The 18315-nt window shown below is 56.5% G+C and carries 18 protein-coding genes and 1 pseudogene; 13 read left to right on the top strand and 6 right to left on the bottom strand.

The features are described from left to right. Positions 1-4: 4 nt before the first annotated feature. Positions 5-301: a UPF0175 family protein gene (locus tag EO776_RS02205; RefSeq protein WP_129452329.1), complete on the bottom strand. Its 297-nt coding sequence runs from the start codon at positions 299-301 to the stop codon at positions 5-7. Between the two features lie 397 nt (positions 302-698). On the opposite strand from EO776_RS02205, the gene EO776_RS02195 reads away from it, so the two are divergent. Together EO776_RS02195 and EO776_RS02190 are read left to right on the top strand one after the other, a co-directional pair. Further along, positions 699-1268 (top strand): DUF7342 family protein, encoded by a 570-nt coding sequence (locus tag EO776_RS02195; RefSeq protein ID WP_129452328.1) that lies wholly within the window; start codon positions 699-701, stop codon positions 1266-1268. Further along, a complete protein-coding gene (locus EO776_RS02190) occupies positions 1265-1711 on the top strand; it encodes a hypothetical protein (protein ID WP_129452327.1) in 447 nt (148 codons plus the stop codon). The genes EO776_RS02195 and EO776_RS02190 overlap by 4 nt, the downstream gene beginning before the upstream one ends. A gap of 179 nt (positions 1712-1890) precedes the next feature. On the opposite strand, the pseudogene EO776_RS02185 reads toward EO776_RS02190, so the two are convergent. Further along, positions 1891-2286 (bottom strand): annotated as a pseudogene (locus EO776_RS02185) (hypothetical protein); the annotation flags it as partial. Positions 2287-2388: 102 nt separating this feature from the next. Here EO776_RS02185 and EO776_RS02180 point away from each other — a divergent pair. Next, positions 2389-3615 (top strand): RNA-guided endonuclease InsQ/TnpB family protein, encoded by a 1227-nt coding sequence (locus EO776_RS02180; RefSeq protein WP_099289076.1) that lies wholly within the window; start codon positions 2389-2391, stop codon positions 3613-3615. A 158-nt stretch (positions 3616-3773) separates the two neighbouring features. Here EO776_RS02180 and EO776_RS02175 read toward each other — a convergent pair whose 3' ends face one another. Both EO776_RS02175 and EO776_RS18820 read right to left on the bottom strand, forming a co-directional pair. Further along, positions 3774-4481 carry a DUF7437 domain-containing protein gene (locus tag EO776_RS02175; protein WP_129452326.1) on the bottom strand — a complete coding sequence of 236 codons (708 nt, stop codon included), beginning with the start codon at positions 4479-4481 and terminating at the stop codon, positions 3774-3776. A 248-nt stretch (positions 4482-4729) separates the two neighbouring features. Beyond that, the gene (locus EO776_RS18820; protein ID WP_176450632.1) at positions 4730-4942 is read right to left on the bottom strand and encodes a hypothetical protein; all 213 of its coding nucleotides are present in this window, start codon (positions 4940-4942) and stop codon (positions 4730-4732) included. A 700-nt stretch (positions 4943-5642) separates the two neighbouring features. Here EO776_RS18820 and EO776_RS02165 point away from each other — a divergent pair. Beyond that, positions 5643-6197 (top strand): helix-turn-helix domain-containing protein, encoded by a 555-nt coding sequence (locus EO776_RS02165; RefSeq protein WP_176450633.1) that lies wholly within the window; start codon positions 5643-5645, stop codon positions 6195-6197. A 1334-nt stretch (positions 6198-7531) separates the two neighbouring features. On the opposite strand, the gene EO776_RS02160 is transcribed toward EO776_RS02165, so the two are convergent. Continuing rightward, on the bottom strand, positions 7532-8140 hold the full coding sequence (locus EO776_RS02160; protein ID WP_129452325.1) for a hypothetical protein: 609 nt from the start codon (positions 8138-8140) through the stop codon (positions 7532-7534). 1429 nt (positions 8141-9569) lie between these two features. On the opposite strand from EO776_RS02160, the gene EO776_RS02155 reads away from it, so the two are divergent. Both EO776_RS02155 and EO776_RS02150 read left to right on the top strand, forming a co-directional pair. Beyond that, the gene (locus tag EO776_RS02155) at positions 9570-10235 is read left to right on the top strand and encodes a hypothetical protein (RefSeq protein ID WP_129452324.1); all 666 of its coding nucleotides are present in this window, start codon (positions 9570-9572) and stop codon (positions 10233-10235) included. A gap of 242 nt (positions 10236-10477) precedes the next feature. After that, complete coding sequence (locus tag EO776_RS02150; protein WP_246041475.1) at positions 10478-11707, top strand: hypothetical protein; 1230 nt, start codon at positions 10478-10480, stop codon at positions 11705-11707. On the opposite strand, the gene EO776_RS02145 is transcribed toward EO776_RS02150, so the two are convergent. Further along, a protein-coding gene (locus EO776_RS02145; RefSeq protein ID WP_100050522.1) for an IS630 family transposase occupies positions 11689-12709 on the bottom strand; the annotation gives its coding sequence in 2 pieces (ribosomal slippage) (positions 11689-12207 and positions 12209-12709; 1020 coding nt in all). The two genes, EO776_RS02150 and EO776_RS02145, sit on opposite strands and share 19 nt — an antisense overlap. Before the next feature lie 97 nt (positions 12710-12806). On the opposite strand from EO776_RS02145, the gene EO776_RS02140 reads away from it, so the two are divergent. The 7 genes from EO776_RS02140 to EO776_RS02110 all read left to right on the top strand — a co-directional run bounded on the left by EO776_RS02140 (position 12807) and on the right by EO776_RS02110 (position 18297). After that, positions 12807-13742, top strand: coding sequence for a hypothetical protein (locus EO776_RS02140; RefSeq protein WP_246041473.1), 936 nt, complete (start codon positions 12807-12809; stop codon positions 13740-13742). Between the two features lie 34 nt (positions 13743-13776). Continuing rightward, positions 13777-14160 carry a hypothetical protein gene (locus EO776_RS02135; protein ID WP_100050293.1) on the top strand — a complete coding sequence of 128 codons (384 nt, stop codon included), beginning with the start codon at positions 13777-13779 and terminating at the stop codon, positions 14158-14160. A 326-nt stretch (positions 14161-14486) separates the two neighbouring features. Beyond that, a complete protein-coding gene (locus EO776_RS02130) occupies positions 14487-15686 on the top strand; it encodes an orc1/cdc6 family replication initiation protein (protein WP_089309040.1) in 1200 nt (399 codons plus the stop codon). A gap of 231 nt (positions 15687-15917) precedes the next feature. After that, complete coding sequence (locus EO776_RS19170) at positions 15918-16148, top strand: Fic family protein (RefSeq protein ID WP_222104446.1); 231 nt, start codon at positions 15918-15920, stop codon at positions 16146-16148. Between the two features lie 344 nt (positions 16149-16492). Then, positions 16493-17221: an HNH endonuclease gene (locus EO776_RS18815; protein WP_186279044.1), complete on the top strand. Its 729-nt coding sequence runs from the start codon at positions 16493-16495 to the stop codon at positions 17219-17221. A 145-nt stretch (positions 17222-17366) separates the two neighbouring features. Continuing rightward, positions 17367-17693 (top strand): hypothetical protein, encoded by a 327-nt coding sequence (locus tag EO776_RS02115; protein ID WP_094521382.1) that lies wholly within the window; start codon positions 17367-17369, stop codon positions 17691-17693. Further along, the gene (locus EO776_RS02110) at positions 17683-18297 is read left to right on the top strand and encodes a hypothetical protein (protein ID WP_094521381.1); all 615 of its coding nucleotides are present in this window, start codon (positions 17683-17685) and stop codon (positions 18295-18297) included. The genes EO776_RS02115 and EO776_RS02110 overlap by 11 nt, the downstream gene beginning before the upstream one ends. Positions 18298-18315: the final 18 nt, after the last annotated feature.

The following is an 18315-nucleotide window of genomic DNA, read 5'->3' as shown; positions in this document are numbered from 1 at the left end:
CGATCTACTCGCGAAGGGTTTCCAGCCTGTCCTCCCGGGAAGAGTCGTCCAGAAAGCCGGCGTCGCGGTCGATCCCGCGGTCCGCGAGTTCCGCTTTGAACGCCTCCGCGGAGACGCCGGCGAGCTCGGCCGCCCGGTTGAGGCTCACGGTGCCGGTTCGATACTTTTCGACCGCGAGCGACAATCGAAGCTCCGGACGTCGACGCAACAGCTCACGGACGGCCTCCTCGACCACGGCGTCGGTGTCGTCGTAGCCGCCGGCGGCTGCGATGGCGTCGAGATCCTCCGCGAGCCCGGACATATAACCTTCTAGGTCGGAGCCATGGATAAATACTCTGCCACCTCGGATCGACTGCCGCGTTCCGGGACGACCCTCGTGGACATGTTTGGTGACGCCGATTCCGAGTTGTGCGAGTTGCCTGTCCCCCTCGATTTGAGAGACCGACGACTTGAGATGGCTCGTGAGTGCCGGTCCGCTTATGGATACGGTCATGCCCACCGCCGGGTGCGGCAGTCGACGCGGCGAGCTGACAGCGGACCGACCGAGGGGACTCGTCGAGGAGGGCGACCCCTGCTCGCGCACGTTTTCGAGACGTCGATCGACACTGTGGTCGACGAGTTGGCCGGTGTCGCCTGTATTTGAAGCGGGATAATCCGTCCAAGAAAGTTTTATCACGTGTTGGACCGCACAGTACCGTATGGAAGATCCGGGTTCGGATATTCAAGCCGACACCGACGAACGGGTGCCGAACTTCGATGCGTTGACCCCGCCGGAGGAGGTCGTTCGTGGTGATCGAACACGGGACGACTTTTTCGATGCCGTGCTCGGACTCAACGATCCGGCGACAGCAGGTGAAGTTGCCGAGCGTGCGGGACACGGGGTCGACGCCGCACGTGAATACTTGGACTGGTTCGAACGGATGGGCATCGTCACGAAGGTCACAGATTCGCCAGCTACCTACGAACGGAATCAAGAGTACCTGAACTGGCGACGCGTCCAAACGCTCCGACGCGAATACGCTACCGAGGAGTTACTCGACCTGCTACAGTCGGAATCAGAGCGGGCGGACGCACTCGCAGCTGAATTTGACGCCGAGTCCCCGACGGGCATCTCGATCACACAGTATGCCGCAGCAAGCGACCAGTCCATCGAGGACGTCTGGGAGCAACTCTCGTCGTGGGAAACCGCTCGGCGTCGTGTGTTTCTCCTCGAACGAGCACTCACCCCCGCGTCCGGCGAAGCTATAGATCGCGAATCCGCGGCATGACTGCCGGCTGCGAGGACGAGACGGGAGGTTCGATTTCCGGTGGACCGATCGATTTCGACCGGCTAGAAGTCATCCGCGAGCGTCTCGCGACGGACAATCGGTTCACCGAAGTCAATGATCAGCCTGGCTTTGCGCCCGAACGGCTGGTCTGTCAGTACGATCAACGATTATACCCAGGGCGGGTTCGGAGTGCCCGTCTAGAGATTGTCTGGTTCGAAAACGGGGATTTCTCGCTTCACTATCACGAAGCGCACGGGACGGGGGCGTTCAATCATCGGTGGGATAGGCATCCGTCCGGGCACAACGCCCGTGACCACATCCATCCGGGACCGGACGCACCGACACCCGGCGACGATATGACACACCCGACCGACTGGCGTGACGTCTTCTCGACGGTGCTTTCGGAGATCGAAGCCCGCCAACGTGGCTTCTGGACCGGGTAGTCCCGTCGATGGGGTTCGGCGATCGGCGTGTGGCGTCTCGCGTATGGACGCGGTCAGCTAGGACGAGGCCGCCTCGATCGTCTCCTGACCGCGCCAAGCACCGCAGGAACGAGGCGCGCAGCTGTGGTCGCGGGTTCTTAAGTGGCCGAGGGATTTCCGCACAACGGCCATCTCCTGACCTAGATCAGCCGCATCGAGTCGCCCGAATCGTCACCGATGATGTCTTCCAATCCGTGAACCGCGATCGTGTCTGTGTATCCTTGCGCCCGGACGGCGTTCTCGATGCCCTTCTTAGCAGGCTTGTCGTCTGTGAGGACGATAACACCCGCCGTTGAACGGTCTCTGACGTACTGGATTGCTAACCCGGCCAGAATCGCATCCGTTTTTTCGACCTCGTGTTCGGGCTGATCGGTTTCGTTCGCAATAGTTCGTTTGGCGATATCACTCGCGGCGACAGCATCACCATCCGTCGGTGAGGGGGCATCAATGATCGTTGCCCAACCCTCGTCGAGTGCCGTTCGAACACGGTCCGTCTCTGGTCCTCCAAGTTCACCGATCACGCGCCTAGGGAGTTTACGGAATGCAAGGGGAATGCCCCGGGGCTTGATCCCGGGGTTGAATCCGACACTCTGTGACACAAACCATTAAGCGGACACATCGCTAATCAAGAGACAGCGATGGAGTACAGTCACCGCTACCCTGCATATCCGACACAAGCGATAGCGGCTGAACTGGAATACCACATCGACGTTCATCGCCAAGCGTACAACTACACTCTGTACGAGTATGAGAACGTGGACGCCGACACCATCGGATCCGCGTACAAACACCACTACCGACTCCCCGACTGGAAAGACGAGTTCCCCATCTTCTCAGAAGTCAACTCGAAGGCTCTGCAACGAACAGTCACACGGTTCTACCAGAACCTCGGAGGACTCACCGAGCAAAAGGAGAACGGACGGAAAGTTGGGAAACTCAAGTGGAAGTCACCTCGGGAGGCCCAGAGTATGACGTACTCGCAGTCCGGCTTCGAACTCAAAAACACGAGTGGCCGACACGCGACACTCTGGCTCTCCAAGATCGGTGACATCAAAATCCGCTATCACCGCGACATCCCGAATGAAGCGGACATCAAAGAAGTCACGATCAAAAAAGAGACAACCGGCGAGTGGTTCGTCTCCTTCGGCCTCGAAACCGACGACGCTGGCCTGCCCGAGAAGCCCGACGTGGACTCGCTTGACGCGAGTAACAGCGTTGGAATCGACCTCGGTATTCTCAACTACATCCACACTTCGGATGGCAAGACCGTGGACTGGCTTGATCTTGAAGACGAGTACGAACGACACCAGTGCGAGCAACACAAGTTGTCTCGCAAGGAGAAGGGGTCGAACAACTACGAGAAGCAACGTCGGGAAGTAGCGAAGGTGAAGCGTCACATTCGTCGGAAAGTGCTGGACTACCAGCACAAGATCACGACGTGGCTCGTCCGTGAATACGACGCCGTGTTCGTCGAGGACTTGAACGTGAAGGGGATGCTCGAACAGTCGCACAACGCCCGCAACAAGCAGGATGCGGCGTGGCGACAGTTCATTAGGCTCCTCGAATACAAGGCCGACCTGTACGGCTGTCACGTCAAGCAGGTTGAACCCGAAGGGACGACCAAAGAGTGTGCGTCGTGTGGTGTTGAGACTGCGAAGCCAATCTGGGTCAGGGAACATTCCTGTCCGAGTTGTGGGTTCGAGTGTGACCGTGACGCGAATGCGGCGATGAATATTCTGCAACGTGGTTTTTCTGAGCTAGGGCTGGAATGGCCCGAAGACACGCCTGTGGAGACTGCGCTCTCTACGGACACCACTACGGTGTCTGCAAAGCGCGTCGTGGAAACAGGAAGCCTCGGGGCTTGACCCCGAGGCGATTCACAGACAACGCCAGCATTTTGCACTGCACTCCGGAAGCGCTGATACTGAGGATTCGAAGGACTGCCGATTGCGTAGATAATATTCGCGTCGACAAGGATGTCCTGGTCAGCAGAGAATGGTGTGTCGGCGTCCATTCGACCGACTCACCTATCGAGATCCGACGAGCGGGTCGGGGCATCAGATATTTCGTCAAGGTCGGGGAGATCCATTTCGTCATCCACATCCGGGAACAGATACTCGAAGAACGGATCGTGGTCTCGGCCAACAACCAGTGCCGGTTTGAGTGCGTAGATGATCATCATTGCTTCCGTTTCGCGAACGTCGATATCAGCGGCGACCATCCGCTGGGTTGTCTTGCCTGCGAAATGGAGTCCAGCCCCCCGTAGCGCAGCGATGAGCTTCCCAATACCGTAGCGGTCGATGAAGTATGCGACGTCCTCGTCGACCTCTTGGAGCGCGAGGGCGTGGAGGACGGTTGGTGTGATGACGATCGGGGCGTACTGCTCGACGATGACGATCGGATCGGCAGTCAGTTGCTGGGGGCGCGTCGAGTCATCACGGTCGACGAGGCCGAGGTCGACCAGCCGATCGACGTACTCGTAGGTCGTCGATTTCGAGATATCGAGTGCCTCCATGATCTCCGGCGGGGCAACCGACCCCCAGTAACAGACGTAGACGTAGACGCGGGCCAGCGCTGGGTTGTTGAGCAGCTGAACGACTGTCTCGAGTCGCGGAGCGTTCCGGGCCAGCGTCTCTGGCTTGAGCGTCTCTTCATCCATCACATCTCTCGGTGGCGGGTCCAGCGCGTCGATCCCGCCGTCCGAACGAACGCCGTCGTGATCAGCGGTCATATTTGTTAGTTCGTAGTCTGTGTACTTCAGACTATCGCCGCAAACGACTGTCACACCGCCCGTGACCACGTCCACCCGGAACCAGAGGCCCCAATTTTCGGCGACGGTACGACACACCCGAGCGACTGGCGTGACGTCCTCTCGACGGTGCGTTCGGAGATCGAAGCCCGCCAACGTAGCTTCTGGACCCGGTAGTCCCGGCGATGGGGTTAGGTAACCGGCGTGTAGAGTCTCGCGTATGGACGCGGTTATCCCCGTTGCCGGGCGTGGCAGTCGCCTCGGCGAGCTGACGGCGGAAGGGACTCGTCGACGTTGCGGGGCGCCTCCTGCTCGCGCACGTCTTTGAGACGGCGGTCAAGGCTGGGGCCGACGGGCTGGTCGTGATCGTCGGCTACGAGGCGGTCCAGACCGTCGACCGGTTCGGCGGTGTCTTTGACGACGTTCCGATCACCTACGTCCACCAGCTAGCTGTTTCCCTTCGCAAGTCGATCGACGAACACTCGAGCGTCTCGTTCCCGGTCGATGCTAGTTCGATCGCACTCAGCGCCTCATTCACAAACCGAGCGCGCGAAAATTCACTGGGGGCGGTCGACAAAACTCACAGACCGCCCCCGGCGGGAACTCACAGACCGCCCCCGGCGGGAACTCACAGACCGCCCCCGGCGGGAACTCACAGACCGCCCCCGGCGGGAACTCACAGACCGCCCCCGGCGGGAACTCACAGACCGCCCCCGGCGGGAACTCACAGACCACCTCTGATGGAGGCCGGTGCGATCTCCATGTCGGACCGCTGCGAAGCACGGTGTGGGGCATCAATATGACTGTGGGGCTATGATGCTGAAAACCGCAAGAAGGCGGCGACTTTGGGGCATCAGACACCGACTGATATAATACTAATAACGATACGTATCACCCCTGCCGAGAGAACGTGAGTACTGATTCAGGAGGGACCCAGGAGCGGCAGAGTAATTTCCCGACCATTTTAGGCGAACCGACAGGTGGCGGCCACCGCTAGGGCCCCACCGCTCTATAGCGCTCGCACGGAGCGCCAATACCTTTCGACGACCAATTGGAACCCAACGCTGACCCAGTAGACTGGTCAGGCACAGAAACAGTCCTCAACCAACATACTTTAGAAAACAACTGGGAATATCGATGGTAATGAGCGACTCAGGACCCGTCCAACGACACCTCTCCGAGACAGCACTGGATCAGGAGCTGAAAGCGGCCGAGAGCGGCAAACACGCTCGGCGACTCGGATTTATTAAGAATCTGTATCAGGGAGACTCCGTGTCGGACGCAATTGCTCGAGAGGGACGCTCAACATCAACGGGGTATCGGTGGCGGAAAAAGTGGAACGAGGGCGGCGTTGACGGCTTACTCCCGGACTATGGCGGCGGACGACCACCAAAACTATCACCGGCAGCAGAGACAGCGTTTCTTGACGAGATTGCCCAGCGACAACCAGTCTCGACAGCCACAGTCGAAGCCATCCTCAAAACCGAGTTTGACGTCGAGTACGCGGCCGACTATCTACCCCGAAAACTCGAATCTATCGGGCTAACGTATCAACCACCGGCCCGCGAGCGCGTCGATCAACAGGAGATTCTTGAGACGGTTGAGTGGGATGACAAAGCCCCTGTTGAAAATACCGGTCGACATCCTTACAACGAGCAGTCAAGCCGGACCGAAGCAGGCTGGGCCATCGCGGAGTAATCGGCGTTTAGAGGCGTCTCATGGGTCATTCCAGTGTTGGGATAGATCGTTCGAAGGCGCACAGCAAGATCCACGAATACGGTCCGCTGTTCCCAATAGTTTTCTTTCAAATGTACTTCAATCGATTGGAATATAAATATTCTTATATATACGTACTGTTCTATCATACTCTCTATTTGATGCGTCGATATTGGGAGGGTACTTACACATCGTGTTACTTGTTCGCATTGGGTGGTGGATCCACCACTGGTGTGTCCGCCAACAGAAATTGGTGTCCAGTACTGGTACGGTGTCTTGCTCACGGCCGCGTTGAGCTGCGACGGGGACGCTTCGATCTGCGATGCTGACGCGAGAGCCAATTGGATGGCATCTTCTCGCACGACCGGGGCCGGCCAATCCGAATCGATTCCACCCGAGCAGCGAGTAGTCACGCAACGACTCGAACCGCGATCCGTTTGGGTGCGGTCGCCCTTGTTGGTCAGTTTCGCGGATCGATTGTGGATCGAGTTCCACTGTGACTCGTCAATGTAGCAGTCGCAGTCAGCTGCTGAACCATGAGGCGGAGTCACAAACCCTTGGGTCGGGAGTTCTCCGCGACCACTCCAGCGGCCAGTCAGGTGGGTCAGTTACACTCCGTTGAGTGTGTCATGTAGTGACATACAAGATCCGGAGATCCGATTCCAACTTTCCGACTCGCTGTTGGGATCGGTTTGTGGAGAGCGTGATCGGTTCGGCGGTGGAGTTGATTCGGCGTCAAGTGGTGGGGACCGTTTCGGCGGGAGTGCTCTCAGTCTGGGATCAGTTCTGGCTGTCGTGGCAGGCGTGATTCGTCATCGTGAGAGTTCCGATCGCGACTCGGTCAGCGTTGACCCGGGACATCGCGACTGACGGTCGATAGTGCGTCGTCGGGACTGGGTTGGTCGGCCTGGGACACATCCCGGCCCGATTGGTGCGTCGTCGATCGACTGCGACCGTGTTACCGATTCTTGCTGCGGGGATTGTTTCGACTGGAGTCGGCTACTGACAGCGATTCAGTAGTCGGGATCTGTTGGGGCTGATACAACAGAGCGTACCCAACTCGAATTTGGTTGGTGGGTTGGCACCGACGTGGCTTGGGGTGTGTTGCGAGTGGTTGGGTTGGTTGCTGTCTTGGGTCCCTCCTGAGATGGCTGCCGTCGGCTCTTGGTCACCCCGCAGTGATGGCTTCATATTAGTATTATATCAGTCGGTGTTTGGTGCCTTGAAGTTGCTCTCGTCATGCGATTTTGGTGGTCTATTCCTTACAGCTCAATCGGTGCCCTCCAGCGTGCCGTCCAGCTGGGATCGGTGGTGTCTCAGTCTGGGGGGCCGGGTCGTATCACAGGCTGTTGTCTACGAGGTCTCAAATCAAGAATCGGGCGCAGCTGTCTCAGTATGCGTTGTATTGGTATCGAGAGCATCCTGGCAAGCAGTATCGATCCGAACTCATCGGCGTCGTCGAACCAATACATTCCCACGACTGCTCTCCCAATATCCCAGCGATCCTCAAAGGATTCTTCATCGATCCTCCGTCGATCCTCTGTCGATCCTCCGTCGATCCTCCGTCGATCCTCCGTCGATCCTCCGTCGATCCTCCGTCGATCCTCCGTCGATCCTCCAGCAATCCTCCAGCGATTCTCCGTCGATCCTCCAGCAATCCTCCAGCGATCCTCCGTCGATCCTCCAGCAATCCTCCAGCGATCCTCCGTCGATCCTCCAGCAATCCTCCAGCGATCCTCCGTCGATCCTCCAGCAATCCTCCAGCGATCCTCTAGCAATCCTCCAGCGATCTTCCGACGATCCTCCAATGGTCCTGTAGCGATCTTCACGCAAACCGCCCGTACTCTCGACGCAAACTTCCGGCACACTAGCAGGAACCTGACAGAGATCACGTGTTCGCTCTTGACGAGTCCAGTACAGCTCACGTTACCACGCCAGCAGCACGCACCGGAGGCTCCCCAACTACCAGAGGCCACAGTTCGAAGCGCTCACAGACTAAGGCTGGACCGTTCATACACTACCCTGAACGCACAGACAACAGCGCACAACGAGAGCCCACGCGGAGACATGACCAGCCCATACTGCGGCCAGACGCGAGCCAGGAGCGAGCCCACCTGAACGATCGGTCTGGACAGCTCAAAAGTAACTCACGGACAGCCCAGTGCGTCTGTATGAACTGGCGACTGTCAACGCACTCTCTCAACGAATCGCAGCGACTATCGTATCTTGAAACACCCAACCGCCACCGAGAAAGAACGCGACACACACGCAAGCGATCCGAACGGCTGCTGCCAGCATACGGTTCCAGCCACTCTGAGGATCAGCTACGGACGCGCTTGGACCCCAAATCAGCGTCAATGAATTCACGACTCCGTATCAGAAGATCGTCCAGCGAACACCACGAGTAGTCCACCGCAAGGTACCCCGCACGTTTCGAAACCATGCGCAGTGCGTTCTCCAGTCCAAGTGAGACACCACACTCCCCCAACGACGCCTCAACAAAACCTCACCGACGACTCCCCGACACTCCAACGAAACCTCACTGATGACCCCCCGACACTCCAACGAAACTTCACCAATGGCCCTCCGACACTACAACGAAACCTCACTGATGACTCCCCGACACTACAACGAAACCTCACCGATGACCCCCCGACACTCCAACGAAACCTCACCGACGACCCCCCGACACTACAACGAAACCTCACCGATGACCCCCCGACACTACAACGAAACCTCACCGATGACCCCCCGACACTACAACGAAACCTCACCGATGACCTCCCGACACTACAACGATCAAACCGCTACAACAAACTCACACCTCGACGACCAAACCGCTACAACAAAAAGAGCCATCCGCAACTTCTCGGTGTTTTCTACAGAGATTGGTGGCTGCCTACGTGAGCTATTTATAAGTATCAGTAACCCCCCCTGACTCTAACAGCGATTTTTACATTCCCTATTGATGATGGTCGTAGGGGATCGACCCCCGAGACAACGATGAGCAAACACCAACCAATGTCGATGATGATGGCGGAGGCGTTATTGGAAACCTCAGGGATCACCGATGTCACGCACGCGCGTGAGAGCGGCCGCCCGGGCGTACAACTACGCTGCCGGATTAACGGCGAACCGGCGGATGTAACAATTGTCACGTCTTCACAGACGCCTCAGCGAGCAGTTCGCGCGGCGTCTGCGGCTACCCAGCGTGATGCTCGTCACGTGATCGTGGCCCGAAATAAGCGGCTCGGTGCTCTCGTCACCCACTGGCTCCGAGATCCCGCTGCCGAAGCGACTGGCGACAGTCTTCAGTTCCATACTGGAACGGCAGTACTCGAACACGACGACGCGGTGGTCGTCACCGCGAGCGAAACTGCTGCGCCAGCGTGGTGGGTCTGCGGGACTACCGCCGACGCGGACCGCGATCGTCGCTACGAGCTGCGGTCTGCTGGGGACGTTCTCGCAACCGCCGTCCTCGAAGATGAGAGTCTCACCCTCAAGCATGGGAGCTGGACCGACGTCGAACAGGAGCGGAGTCCAACGGATCGACCCGCCGTGACACCGACGACAGACTACCAGGCGGCCTCGGAGACAACGACATGGACGCCGGTGAAACAGCCGCTTACCGTCGAGCCGACAGCACCGCTCACGGAGAGTACCGTGTATGCGCTCCCGGACGGATCTGATGACGGCGTCACGACGGTCGCGGGGCCGTCCGAACGCGGCGACGGTGCTGACACCGAAGCGAATCAGGAGATAGCTGCGCTCGTCAACCGGATACTCACGCAGTACACGGTCGACTCGCCGGGCGCGGGAATCGGCTACGAGGAGTTTTATACCGTGGTTACGCGCCATCTTGAGGCAGAAGGCTGCCCTCCATCGTATAAGAATCAGCTCGATTCCGTACTGAGTACTGAACCGAACATTACAGTCAAACGCGTGCTTGAGGCTGGCGGGTCCCACCGCCAGATCTGTGGACGCGCGTGGGCTGTCCCCCCGTCGACAGTAGGCGAGTAACGCTGCCGACGGTCGGCTCTTTCGGACGCGAAGACACCGCAAAACGAGATCACAGTATTCAGAATTCACCTATGGCAACAACCCAATCGACACTAAACGAGGAAAGCGAATCAGCGTCGGCTGAGTCGGACTCAGAGCACGACTCGTCCGACTATCACCACAGTATCGGCGTTCAACCAACACTCACTGAAGGCTCCGACAAAGACCGGACAAATGTTGTATTCGTGAAAGTTGACGCCTCAATGGCCGAGACGTTCGAGACTGGGCCGGAACGGGGTGCGACGGCGATTTCCGATCTGTTCGATGACAGAGAGGTTACAATCGACCAAGCCGAACAGTTCGCCTGGGCCGTCACCGATGGGATGATGTACGCGTTTCGGGCAGATACCCCATCTCGAGAGTCAACGACCCAAGTAACAGTTACAAACCAGCCAGAGAGCGCTGATGCGCTCCCGGAACCGCTCCATACAACGTATCAGAAACTGACCAGCGAACTCCCGGAGTCACTCGATATCCGTATCGGGGCACTGCCTTTGGAACTGTTCGGACCGTCGCCGGCGCTTGGAACGCGACTCGTGATGGAGGAGGAAAATCTGAAGCCTGCGCGTCGTGGGAGCGTGTCCGGGGCGGACGCGAACGCCCTCTTCGAGGACCTCGCCGGCGAACCGTTCCTCTATTACGCGCTGTACCGTCGGTCCAGCGGGCTCCCCGAAAGCTACGAATATCAGGTCACGGTCCGGATCTTCCTGTTTAATCCAGCATATAAGATCAGCACTGAAAGTGAGTACGCCGACTGTCTTCGGTACGGTCGAAAATGTGATCCTGCGGATTCGTTTGCGGACCTTGGGGTCTCGTCGAGTCTCGCCGTCATTGACGACGGGTACAATGTCTCGCTGTACGATGGGTCGGTGGTGCCCAGTCGAGAGAGCGACCTCCCTCATTTTAGTTCGGGACAAGACCGTATCACCGGGAAAACAGAGTTCACACAGATGCGGCGGGCGCAGTACGGAGCGTTTGATATCCTTGAGGATCGCTGTGCGTGGACGAGTCTTCTTGCTCGAAAGATCGATCTTGAACACTACGTCGGGCTGGGCACGGTCAATCCGGGCGTTGATCCCTGGCAGAAAGCCCCACAGGCGACGGGGCTTGATATTGATGCTGTCGGTGTTGACCCCGAGAAACTGCTCCCGGATGAGGTCACAATTGGCGTTACAGAGCCGATCGAAGACGGCGAATTCGATCCTGACCGGACGACGGCCAACGACGGCACTGATGAGCACTGGGAGCGGATTAAACGCGTCGCTGTCGCCTTCGACAACAACGGGTACGACGTGGAAATCGTCACCCAAGACACGGGATCGCGTCCAGATATCTGGATCCGGCGTGACGATGGCGAAATCTTCGCCGTCGAAGTCGAGTACCGAACACGGTCGAAGCCGGGAAGCTTCTATACTCACCGACAGAGATATTGATATACTCCGGGCGGATCAATCTCTTTCATCGCTGAGCGGATCTCACTCCGAAGTTCGTCAACTTCTCCAAAGTATTGATTACCAAGAGCTGATCTAAGTTGTCGCCAACACTCTTCGGTTGGATTTAGCTTAGCCATCCCAGTCGGGAGATATAGAAGCTCTAGCTTCGATTTCTCGGCAAACTCCTTGACTTTCTTCGCTGTGAAATAGGAACCTTTGTCGAGAACTACGAGTAGCTTCTCTCCGAATCTTGCCTGAAGTGACTGGAGAAATCGAACCGTCGTTTCCTTGTTGAACGAACCAGCGCATTCCAAAAACATGGTCTCGCCGTTCTCGGTGAGACCGCCCAAGAAATTGATTCCATCACGAGAGGCCGACACGTTCACTGTCGGCCTCTCGTCAATCGGAAACCACGCATATCTGAGATCAGCTCCAACCGATTTCCTGAACTGATCAATCGTTATGACCAGCCTGTCTTCATCCCGTCTCCCGACTTTTTTTGAGCTCGTCGTCGTACCGTTCAAGATCTTCCTCGTCAGCCGAGGCTGGTTCTGGCCGAGGTTTCTTCCAGGAAACCTCGGCCTCTTTCATTAGTCGCTGAACGTGACGCCGGGAATGTGCAACATCAAACTCAGTTATGAGGTGTTGTTGAGCTAGTATACTCGACCAAGCAGGCTCATCGTATCCAGCTTCTTCGGGTGATTGGTTGAGTGTTTCAGCGAATTGTTGGAACTGTTCGTCAGAGAGCTCAGGCGGTCTTCCTGGACGTTCGTCGTCGTAGAGCGCGTCTTCAAAGTCGCGCTCTTCGAAGCGATCCAACCAGTTGTACACTGTCTGACGAGGCCATCCGTATTTTTCCTCGATCTTATCTGGAGATAGCCCAGCGAGATATTCGCGTGCAGTAGTGAGCCGTTTGATTGCTTTCGGATCACGCTCGTCCGCGAGCTGCTCGCGGACGCGCTCAACTGAAAGATCGGGAATCTTGTTCCCGTCCTTGGACATACTCAAACGATGAGCTTCTGTGTCTCAAAACTTTCGACGTTGAGTATATACGAATCTCATCCGGCAGGCAGTCTGGGGGTATAAAACAATCACCGTAATGGTACCACAGACGGACGACGACGGGCGTACCGAGTCACTCGACACGCTCAGCTCGTGGGCGCTGGACAAGCTCATGGTTCCGATGAAACAGCGAGATCCAACGAAAACACAGCTTCACAACTGCTCGGAGACGATTACTGTCGACGGCAAAACGATGCTGTTGCCGGAAGGGGTCTCTGAGTCTCAGTGGTGGTTGACACGGGACGCGGAATATCTACTCGTTCATGACGGTGAAATACTCGCTCGCGGGGACGCAACAGCGCCGTTTGAGGCCTTTGAGTTCAATCTCCCGCGATACTACAAGAACGACGGCCAGTGGGTTGTCGAAAACAAGTACGGCAAGCCCGTCCAGACATACGACGATGAGAGAGACATCGAACACACCAAAGTCCGTCAGTGCCATCGGCCGGTTGATCTAAGCTATGTCCGATTCGTGGAGGCACTCTACTGTTATGATCCGGACACCGGAGAGCTCGTCCAGCAAGAGATGACGGCCGAGTGGGACGTCGAGCAAGCCTCAAGCCGAAACGAACGGAGCCATCAACAGGCGTTTGAGACGTTCCTCGTCGAACACGAAACCGACGACGCGATCCTCGAGCGGGACTGCCGGCCGTTTATCTGCGACTGGATCGGACGGCTCAGCACCCACGACCATCCGGGGAAAAATATCTACGGAAAGTATTTAAAAGACTACCACAAGCGTGAGCGGACCTCAACGAAGTTTGGTATGGATCCGTGCTATCCCGGTGTCTCGTTCCGCTATCCTCGCGGGCTTGTCTCCCCAGACCTGCCTGGGCTCGACACGACGCCACACTTCCCTGGTCACTGGAACATTGCTGCTGAAGACGTGCTCCGGGAGCCGTTGATTCACGGGCTCGATGATCGGAGCGACGTTGAAGCGAAAGCGGAAGACAATCAGGAGACGGATCGCTAGTACTGATAAACGAGCTATTGTACTGCTTTTTGTAATGACCGACCACACTACACCCAACGATTCGGCAGGCGAGACGGTTGCTATCTCTCAGGACGATGAGCTCCGGTTAAACACAGAGGTGTATCACCCTCATTTTACCAGTAGAGAGTACGTTCGGCTCGGAACACATCCGACCGTGGATCTGATTTTCGTGCGCCCGGTTGCCGTCGATACTGTGGACCCATCAGAGGAGGATATTGCGTCCGCCTACAAGATTGATCATACTAGCTACACCGGTGAAGTGACGTGTCGGCGATTTCTCCAGCATCATAACTACCATCATACGGCTACGACGCAGTACGTTGCGGAGTGGTGGTCCGATCACGGTGTCTTATGTGTTGATCTTACTGACCCGGTGCCGACGTCTGAGCAGCCTTGATCTCGTCTCTTTTAATAAGGCTATTAGGGACATACCCCTCATTTCGTCTGTTCATCGAGTCTCTGGTACCAAGGTTGGTGAAGACACACCCCTCATTTCGTCTGTTCTGTGAGGTAGTATGTGGGATGACCCACTACGGGTCAGACTCCGAAGCACTCCGCCTGCTCACCTGTGGATAGATGAGACACACCCCTTGTTTCGTCTGTTATCGATATGCTTTCGGCATCTGTTCTTTCAATTTTGGAAATTTCTTTTTAATAACGAAGCAGACGAAACAGACGAATATATATATTTATATACAAATAGGTAGTTGCCAGAGACACGCGATGAACGAAGATCTCTTTTCGGATATCACGGATACTCTCTTCGAGGACAAAGCGATTCTCTCGGAAGAGTACCAGCCGAACGAGATCGTCGAACGCGAAGACGAGATTGATGCCTTCCGGTCCGCACTCAAAGACGTCTTGTTCGGCAGGAATCCCTCCAATGTGTTCATATACGGAAAAACAGGAGTCGGAAAGACTGCCGTCACGGAGTATATTATGACTGCGCTCGAAGCAGAAGTGAAGCGACGAGATGACGCGGAAAAACTCCACGTCCACTTCCGGAACTGTAACGACGATACTGTCTATCGAACGGTTCGAGCACTAATCAACAGTATCCGTGGAGATGGCTGTGAACCGTTTCCAGAGACCGGCCATTCAACAGCGCACGCACTAGAAACGCTCTACGAGGAGATGGATTCGAACGGTGGGACGTATCTGTTCGTTCTCGACGAGATTGACCATCTCTCAGATCCAAACACACTCTTGTATGAACTTCCGAGAGCACGCGCAAACGATCATCTGACTTCCTCGCGGGTGGGTGTTATTGGGATCAGCAACAACTACGCGTTTCGTTCCTCACTAAGCCCAAAAGTGAAAGACACGCTGATGGAAAAGGAGATCGCGTTCTCACCGTATGACGCCGACGAGCTTCGGTCGATTCTCACGACACGAGCCGAAAAAGCGTTGATCGAGGACGCATGGGACGAGTCAGCAATCAAACTCGCCGCAGCCAACGCAGCAAAAGATACTGGAAGCGCACGACAGGCTATCGACCTGCTCCGAGAGGGCGGTGATGTCGCCGAGGAGAACGGTGCTACCAAGATTACGGACGAACACATTGAGCTCGCAGTCGATCGCGTTCAGCGCGGTCGCGTCGAGAATAAACTGCGTGATCAGACCATGCATGGTCAACTGATCCTCGAAGCACTCGCGAAACTCGAAGTCAGCGGGTCGACTCCCGCAAAATCGAAGGAAGTACAGCGGACATACGTTCATGTAGCCGAGAGTAGGCGTCAGGACCCGCTCACGACGCTCAAGAGTATCCAGAATCACCTCGCTGATCTCACCATGCTCGGGTTCCTCGAGCGGACTGAGCACAACGAGGGACGCGCCGGTGGTGCTCACTATCAGTACGAGTTAGCACTCGATCCCACTATCGTCCTCGAGACGCGAGATACGATCGAAGCCGAGTCGGCTTGATTTTCTCTTCTTGTGAAGTAGAACAGACGAAACGAGGGGTGTGTCCAGTCGATCTCTGACGTTATCGATCGTGACGATGCGTCGTAAAATGGTCCAAAGGTGTTCACCCGGAAGAACAGACGAAACGAGGGGTGTGGGTTCGATCGTGACGGAACTTATCCACGAGGATATCGTCGCAGAGTACCATGATCGCCCGCCGGTGTTCGAAACCGTGGTGACATCGAATTCGCAGTGGACGACACCGAAGCGGGCAGCTTCGGCTCCGCACTGGAAACCATCCAGCAGAAGGCGTACCTCCTCTTTCGCCTCCCCGTCGCCAATCACCCCTTCATCGATGCGAACAAATGGACGGCGCTCAACGCGGCGGCCTCTTCTACTTCCTTGGCAGATGTTAGATCGCGTGCGATGGCAATGACGCAGTTCGCTTCGATCCGACCACCGTCCTCGCAGCCAGCATATTAACTAATACAACGAACAACACTGTTGGTTAATTTCGCTGAGTCGAGTAGGGTGCGGTCCGGTGCTAGACCCGTTTGTATCCCTCGAATTGGGTGCGAGGGAGGTGGGTGAGAGTGATGCCCAGCGCTCTCTCGTACTGAAATGAAGCGACCATCGAGAGCGATGCGTGTGGCTCCGCCTGCGTCGACGACGGCACTATCGACGTGGGGTCCCGTCACACGTGTACGAGTTCCAGTTGTATCGAGTCACGCAGCGCTCCGGCCGCGAGAGTCGGAGCAGTGGCCGACAGTCGGCCACCAACGAGCAGGTACTCAGTCACAGTCGGACACTGAGGAGGGACAGTAACAATGAGCGACGACGAGTTCCGACAGGCTGTCCGCAACGCTTGGGGCGACGCGTGTCTTGTCTGTGGCCGATCACCCGATGGCTGGCTCAACACCACCCGCGGCGAGCGGCGGCAAGACAAGCTTTCGCTCCATCATCTCAACGGAGATGACACCGACGATCGCGTCGCCAACGTGATCCCGCTGTGTCAGAGCTGTCACGTCCATATCCACAAGGTCGACGAGCCGCCCTACCGGCAGTGGCACCGGCAACTCCCGATCGAACACCGTAACGCTTGGAATGCGCACTACAAAGAGTACTACGAGGGGCCGCGTATCCCCAGTGAGGAGGCAGAACGGCTGTTCGGCGACGACGACGGCACGCCAGAAAGCGAGAAGTATCGCCAGCACGAGCCCTCACCGGCTGCCGACGGCGACGAGTCTGCGGAGGCTACATCGGACGCTGCGAGCGATCAGGGAGATGTCGTAGACTCGTCACCTCGTGACGACGAACCAAACACTGCGACTGAGACGGATGGTGGTCCGGAGTCTGCTCCTGATACAGAATCGATCAGCATCACGTTCGTTCCCCTGAGGTCGTCACGTCGTCGGATCCGGTTCGTCGAACGCGACGACGGACCCGGCTGGTGGCGGATTGACGACGAGTGGACCGGCTGTCGCTGGCGGCCAGTTGGTCGTGAACCGGTCACTGATGTCGAGCGTATGGGTGGGAGTGGCTTCGACGGGGAGTAATTCAGTGAGATAATAGTTCGACAGAATTCCAGATACACATTCTTTCTTTGAGAAATATATACTTGAATTGATATTTTTCGCCTTTTGTAGTAACAAATAGTTACACGTCATAACATATATCTCCCTCTACATCGAACGGTAGTGTATGAGCGGATCAAGCTATGATAAGGTGATCCAGTTCCGTGCCGGAGCCGAAAAAGAGGCCGCGGAACTCCTTGATGAGATTCACATCGGTGGCGTCAACGTGAGCGAACTCGCTCGCGTCGGCTTGGCCGAAATGCTCCGGCAGTCATTAGATGAACAGGACAAGATCGCGGTCTACGAACGATATAGTCGTGACGAGATTGGTGAGGATGTGGCTCGTGTTCTTCTTGGTGAAAAACTCGATAGAATGGAAGAAGAAAACAAGTCGTTCGAGGCAGCTATGGAACGAGACACATCTGAATTTCTGACGGGACGCAATGGCAAGTGAGGCTCGCTATCCGATACTGGCAGATACGAGTTCCTTGATCGCGGTTGCGAACACGACTCAGTGGGAACTCCTGAAAGACACCATCCACCTCACAACGACAAATGTCTGTAAGCACGAACTTCAGAACCACGTCAACTCAAACAAGTACCCTGAAGAAGGCAGCCGTGAATACTACGTGAAGCACGGAAGCCAACGTGTTCTTGAGCATCTAGACGAAGACTCGTCGCCGTGGTCGTGCGTAACTATCGTTCCTCGCCCGCATGGGCCAGACGCAGGCGAGCAATCGCTCAAGCAAGAACTTTCTGAACATGCTTCTCCGTATCAGATTGTCTCGATTCTTGACTCAGCGGCGAGACGTTCACTTCGGCGTCTCATCGAGGACAACGGGTACGACATTGACGTTGTGGGACCACCGTATCTCCTCTATATCTTGCTTGACAACGATCTCATCTCAAAGCCTGAATTCTGCGAAGCAACTGTGGAGATGATTCGGACGGAAGGGTGGACTGGGTACGAGGTAGTGAAGAACGCGTGGACCAGCATTCCCGTTGATTGTTCCGAAATCCTTGATGACGAATATGATGACTCTCTTCCACCCAATTGACAGCCTCCTCTGCGTTCA

The sequence above is a fragment of the Halorubrum ezzemoulense genome, from assembly GCF_004126515.1.
Taxonomy (GTDB): Archaea; Halobacteriota; Halobacteria; order Halobacteriales; family Haloferacaceae; genus Halorubrum; species Halorubrum ezzemoulense.
The sequence above is the reverse complement of the archived record's forward strand: the minus strand, read 5'-3'. Positions and strand labels throughout refer to the sequence as shown.

Excerpts from the sequence above, each read along its gene's own strand:
- EO776_RS02130 (WP_089309040.1), top strand. The coding sequence starts at position 14,487 with ATGAACGAAGATCTCTTTTCGGATATCACGGATACTCTCTTCGAGGAC.
- EO776_RS02190 (WP_129452327.1), top strand. The coding sequence starts at position 1,265 with ATGACTGCCGGCTGCGAGGACGAGACGGGAGGTTCGATTTCCGGTGGA.
- EO776_RS02135 (WP_100050293.1), top strand. The coding sequence starts at position 13,777 with ATGACCGACCACACTACACCCAACGATTCGGCAGGCGAGACGGTTGCT.
- EO776_RS02150 (WP_246041475.1), top strand. The coding sequence starts at position 10,478 with ATGGCCGAGACGTTCGAGACTGGGCCGGAACGGGGTGCGACGGCGATT.
- EO776_RS02175 (WP_129452326.1), bottom strand. The coding sequence starts at position 4,481 with ATGACCGCTGATCACGACGGCGTTCGTTCGGACGGCGGGATCGACGCG.
- EO776_RS18815 (WP_186279044.1), top strand. The coding sequence starts at position 16,493 with ATGAGCGACGACGAGTTCCGACAGGCTGTCCGCAACGCTTGGGGCGAC.
- EO776_RS02180 (WP_099289076.1), top strand. The coding sequence starts at position 2,389 with ATGGAGTACAGTCACCGCTACCCTGCATATCCGACACAAGCGATAGCG.
- EO776_RS02110 (WP_094521381.1), top strand. The coding sequence starts at position 17,683 with ATGGCAAGTGAGGCTCGCTATCCGATACTGGCAGATACGAGTTCCTTG.
- EO776_RS02165 (WP_176450633.1), top strand. The coding sequence starts at position 5,643 with ATGAGCGACTCAGGACCCGTCCAACGACACCTCTCCGAGACAGCACTG.
- EO776_RS02115 (WP_094521382.1), top strand. The coding sequence starts at position 17,367 with ATGAGCGGATCAAGCTATGATAAGGTGATCCAGTTCCGTGCCGGAGCC.
- EO776_RS02205 (WP_129452329.1), bottom strand. The coding sequence starts at position 301 with ATGTCCGGGCTCGCGGAGGATCTCGACGCCATCGCAGCCGCCGGCGGC.
- EO776_RS02195 (WP_129452328.1), top strand. The coding sequence starts at position 699 with ATGGAAGATCCGGGTTCGGATATTCAAGCCGACACCGACGAACGGGTG.
- EO776_RS02140 (WP_246041473.1), top strand. The coding sequence starts at position 12,807 with ATGGTACCACAGACGGACGACGACGGGCGTACCGAGTCACTCGACACG.